Source organism: Pyrinomonas sp., from assembly GCF_040289685.1.
Classification (GTDB): domain Bacteria; phylum Acidobacteriota; class Blastocatellia; order Pyrinomonadales; family Pyrinomonadaceae; genus Pyrinomonas.
In genome coordinates, this window is record NZ_PSLQ01000042.1 from 8,203 (window position 1) to 12,746 (window position 4,544).

Below are 4,544 nucleotides of genomic sequence, written 5' to 3' on the forward strand. Positions count from 1 at the left end.
TGCGTCGTGCAAGCGGCCATCGTCATCGACATCCCGCAAGGCTATCACGTTAACTCCAACCGTCCGCTGAGCAAGTATGCTATCCCGACCGAAGTCAAGATCGACGCGCCAGCGGGCGTGCGCATTGGCCCAGCGATCTATCCGCGTCCGGTGGTCCGACGTTTCAGTTTCTCCAAAGATCAAATCGCTGTTTACGAAGGGCGCGCCGTAATCAGGTTCAACGTCACGGTGCCGGCCAACTTCCAAGGCGAGCGATTGGAGCTGCGCGCGCGCGTCCGCTATCAAGCCTGCACGGACGAGGTTTGTTACCCCCCGCGCACGCGCGAAGTCGTCATGCCCATTGAAGTCGTTGATCGCGGCGCACGTGTCGAACGGATCAACAACGGCGTCTTCGGACGAAAAGGTTGATCCCTTGGCTCTTTGCCGAAGTCTCCCGGAAGAGTCGAATTTTGCCGCGCTTCGGAAAGCGCGTGGCGAGATGCGTCGCGCCCTGCCTCGATCACTCGGCGTTTTGAAAGCTTTCGCTGGCGACTCATCCTGAAATCGAGCGAACCGATTCCGCGCCGTTCGCTCAAGGTATCGCTCGAGACGACCGAGCAGAGGATCGCCATTGCCCTCGGCGCGGCAAACGGAGCATAATCTTGCCGTTTCCGAGATGGGTTTGCACGAGGGTGAAGCGAAGCCCAACGATCTCGGTGCTGGGAAACACCGCAGAATCGTGTTGAGAAGATACGAGAATGAAAGCAAAGGGTCGCCTCTTCGTCGTTTCGTGTTTGCTGTCGTTTCTGCTAGTCGCAGCGATACGCGCGCAAAGATCCGTTTCACCCACGCGCCTGACCGATTACGTTGATCCGTTCGTCGGCACGGGCGGGCACGGGCATACCTATCCGGGAGCGGTCCTCCCTTTCGGCATGGTCCAGCTTTCGCCCGACACGCGCTTGACCGGTTGGGATAGCTGCTCAGGCTACCATTACTCGGACGACGTGATCTATGGTTTCAGCCACACGCATTTGAGCGGCACCGGCGTTCCCGACTACAGCGATATACTGTTTGCGCCCACCGTCGGCGAGATCCATCTTCAAGCCAGAGATGGCGAAGACACGCGGCGCGGATACGCTTCGCGTTTCAGCCACCGCAACGAAACGGCCCGCCCCGGCTACTACTCAGTGCTGCTCGATGACGACAAGATCAAAGCCGAACTGACGGCAACTACGCGCGTCGGACTACATCGCTATACCTTTCCACGCACGGATCGAGCGAACATCATCGTCGATCTGCAACACCGCGACCGCGTGCTGGATTCGTCGCTTCGCGTCGTCAGCCAAACACGCATCGAAGGTTACCGTCGTTCACAGTCGTGGGCGCGCGATCAAGTGGTCTATTTCGTCGCCGAGTTTTCCAGACCGTTTACGGAGTTCGGCCTTGCGCGCGATGATCGGTTGATCCCGAACGCGCGCCAAGCGCAAGGGACCAACATCAAAGCCTTCTTCCGCTTTGATGCCCGAGACGGCGCGCCGCTCCTCGTGCGGGTGGCCATTTCCGCCGTCGATCTCGACGGCGCACGGCGCAATCTCGCCGCTGAATTACCTCACTGGGACTTCGAGCGCGTCCGGCGCGAAGCCGATCGCGCGTGGGAACGCGAACTGAGCAGAATCGTCGTCCGCACTCCGAACCGCGATCAACTCAGGAACTTCTACACGGCGATGTACCATCTGATGCTCGCGCCCAACGTCTTCGCCGATGTCGATGGACGCTACCGCGGGCGCGACTTCAAGATCCATTCGGCGCGAGATTTCACCTACTACACCGTCTTCTCGCTGTGGGATACTTTCCGCGCGGCCCATCCGCTGCTGACGATCATCGACCGTCAACGCACGCTCGACTTCATACGCACTTTCCTCGCGCAATACGAGCAAGGCGGACGACTGCCCGTCTGGGAGCTTGCCGCCAACGAAACGAACACGATGATCGGCTACCATGCCGTGCCGGTGATCGTTGATGCGAACGTCAAGGGCATCACAGGGTTCGACCGGGAACTGGCCTTGGCGGCGATGCAGCGGAGCGCTGAAAGCGATGAGCGCGGGCTGGCCGGTTACAAGCAGCGCGGCTATGTCGCCGTCGAAGACGACCGCGAGTCGGTATCGAAAACGCTCGAATACGCTTACGACGATTGGTGCATCGCGCAGATGGCGCGCTTTTTGAACAAAAAGGAGGTTGAGCGACGCTACCTCCAACGCGCGACCTACTATCGCAATCTGTTCGATCGCGAAACCGGCTTCATGCGCCCCAGAAGACGCGATGGGAGTTGGCTCGCGCCGTTTGATCCGCGCGAGGTTTCGGCTCACTACACCGAAGCCAACGCCTGGCAATACACTTTCTTCGTCCCACAAGACGTCAACGGCTTGATCGACCTGATGGGCGGACCGAAAAGCTTCGCGCATAAGCTCGATGAACTGTTTGCCACAGAAAGCACCTTGACCGGCAACGTGCCGCCGGATATTTCGGGGCTCATCGGCCAGTATGCGCACGGCAACGAACCGAGCCATCACATCGCCTACCTTTACAACTACGTCGGGCAGCCTTGGAAAGCGCAAGAGCGCGTGCGGCAAATCATGCGCGATTTCTACAAGCCGACTCCCGATGGACTCATCGGCAACGAAGATTGCGGCCAGATGTCCGCTTGGTACATCTTCAGCGCCTTGGGCTTCTATCCGGTCACGCCCGGCACAACGCTCTACGCGCTCGGTTCGCCCCTCTTCGCCGAAGCAACCCTTAACTTGGAGAACGGCAGACGCTTCACCGTGCGCGCACAAAACGCGTCGGACGAGAAGATCTACGTACAATCGGCCCGGCTCAACGGTCGCCGGCTCGACCGTTCATTCATCACACACGACGAGATAATGCGCGGCGGGACGTTGGTGCTCGTCATGGGCGCCCGTCCATCTACGCGCTGGGGAACCGTTCAAGTTCCAACTTCCAGAATCGAACGGTAGGAACGGGGCGCTCGCCGATCCCGAGTTTTCACGGCGACCCGACGTTGACGATGCGCTTCAAACCATGACTGCGAACGAGCCGAAAGTCGCCTTGGCGCGACGACTGGGTCTATTCGACGCCACCATGCTGGTAATGGGCGGCATCATCGGCGCTGGGATCTTCATCAACCCTTCGGTGGTCGCGCGTCAAGTCGCTGCGCCGTGGGCGATCATCGCAGCTTGGTTGGTCGGCGGCATGGTCGCGCTGGCCGGCGCTTTCATCTACGCTGAACTTGCGACGCGACGTCCGGAGGTCGGCGGTCAATACGCCTATTTGCGCGAAGCCTTCCATCCGCTCGTCGCCTTCCTTTACGGCTGGACGCTACTGCTCGTCATGCAATCGGGCGGCTTGGCAGCGGTGGCAGCAACCTTCGCCCATTACTTCGTCGAGCTGTTCGCTCTCGCTTTGCCTTCGTGGCTCGTCGCAAGCGTCGCGCTCGCCTGCTTGACGGCGATCAACTGCTTGGGCGTGCGCGCCGGAAGCACGACGCAGAACGTCCTCATGACCCTGAAGATCGGCGCGATCTTCGTGCTCATCGCGTGTGGTCTTCTCTTCGCGCCGAAAGCCCCGCCGGAGGCAGAGTCGGTCGCCCGCGAAGCCTCGAAGTTCAAACTGGCGACCGACTTCGGTGCCGCGCTCGTCCCCGTCTTTTTCGCTTACGGCGGCTGGCAAACAGCCGGATTCGTTGCGGGCGAACTGCGCCACCCGGAACGCGACCTTCCGCGCGGACTACTGATCGGCGTCGCGTGCGTCATCGTCATCTACACGACCGTTAGCTTCGTCTGCTTGCACGTGCTCGGAGCGCGCGGCTTGATGGTGACCAACACCCCCGCCTCTGAAGTCATGCGCGCCGCGCTCGGTTCGACCGGCGCGCGATTGATCGCCATCGGCATCGCCATCTCGACGCTCGGACTTCTAAGCCAAGGGATGTTGACGGTGCCGCGCGTCTATTTCGCTATGGCCGAAGACGGGCTCTTCTTTCGGCGCGTCCGCGAAGTTCATCCGCGAACTCGCGTGCCCGTCTTCGCCATCCTCCTTCAAGGGCTGTGGGCCATCGTGATCGTCGCCTCCGGACGTTACGAGCAGATCTTGAATTACGTCGTGTCGGTCGATGCCCTCTGGTTCGGGCTGACGGCAGTCGCCCTCTTCGTCTTCCGCCAGCGCGCGCCAGCCGCTTCGAGCAGTTACTCCGTTCCCGGCCATCCGTGGACCACACTCTTCTTCATCGCCGTGTGCTGGCTCGTGGTCGCCAGCGCGCTCTATAAGTACCCGCGCGACGGGTTCATCGGCCTGCTCGTGTTGTTTGCCGGCGTGCCCGTCTATTTCCTCTGGCAAGGGCGAAGATCATGACGCACGAACGAACAAAGAGTTCGCGCTACATGCCGTGGGCTAAAACGCAGGCGCACGCGCGCTTCAATCTGGCGACGAGCGGCGTCGCCAACATGACGCTGCGCGAGCTTTCCGTCGAACTCGACGCCATCGAGATCAACGGCGATAGTTTCTATGGCTAA

Annotated in this window: 4 protein-coding genes; all 4 read left to right on the top strand. The window is 60.8% G+C overall.

All coding sequences use genetic code 11. The features are described from left to right. Positions 1 to 408 (top strand): protein-disulfide reductase DsbD N-terminal domain-containing protein (locus C4334_RS09870; protein ID WP_352431922.1); only part of this gene is annotated, 408 nt, incomplete at its 5' end. A 329-nt stretch (positions 409 to 737) separates the two neighbouring features. Next, complete coding sequence (locus C4334_RS09875) at positions 738 to 2,993, top strand: GH92 family glycosyl hydrolase (RefSeq protein WP_352431923.1); 2,256 nt, start codon at positions 738 to 740, stop codon at positions 2,991 to 2,993. 64 nt (positions 2,994 to 3,057) lie between these two features. Further along, the gene (locus C4334_RS09880) at positions 3,058 to 4,383 is read left to right on the top strand and encodes an APC family permease (protein ID WP_352431924.1); all 1,326 of its coding nucleotides are present in this window, start codon (positions 3,058 to 3,060) and stop codon (positions 4,381 to 4,383) included. Then, the gene (locus tag C4334_RS09885) at positions 4,380 to 4,544 is read left to right on the top strand and encodes a hypothetical protein (protein ID WP_352431925.1); all 165 of its coding nucleotides are present in this window, start codon (positions 4,380 to 4,382) and stop codon (positions 4,542 to 4,544) included. The genes C4334_RS09880 and C4334_RS09885 overlap by 4 nt, the downstream gene beginning before the upstream one ends.

What these genes read in the sequence shown, in the direction of transcription:
- C4334_RS09875 (WP_352431923.1), top strand. Translation starts at nt 738, where the DNA reads ATGAAAGCAAAGGGTCGCCTCTTCGTCGTTTCGTGTTTGCTGTCGTTT.
- C4334_RS09880 (WP_352431924.1), top strand. Translation starts at nt 3,058, where the DNA reads ATGACTGCGAACGAGCCGAAAGTCGCCTTGGCGCGACGACTGGGTCTA.
- C4334_RS09885 (WP_352431925.1), top strand. Translation starts at nt 4,380, where the DNA reads ATGACGCACGAACGAACAAAGAGTTCGCGCTACATGCCGTGGGCTAAA.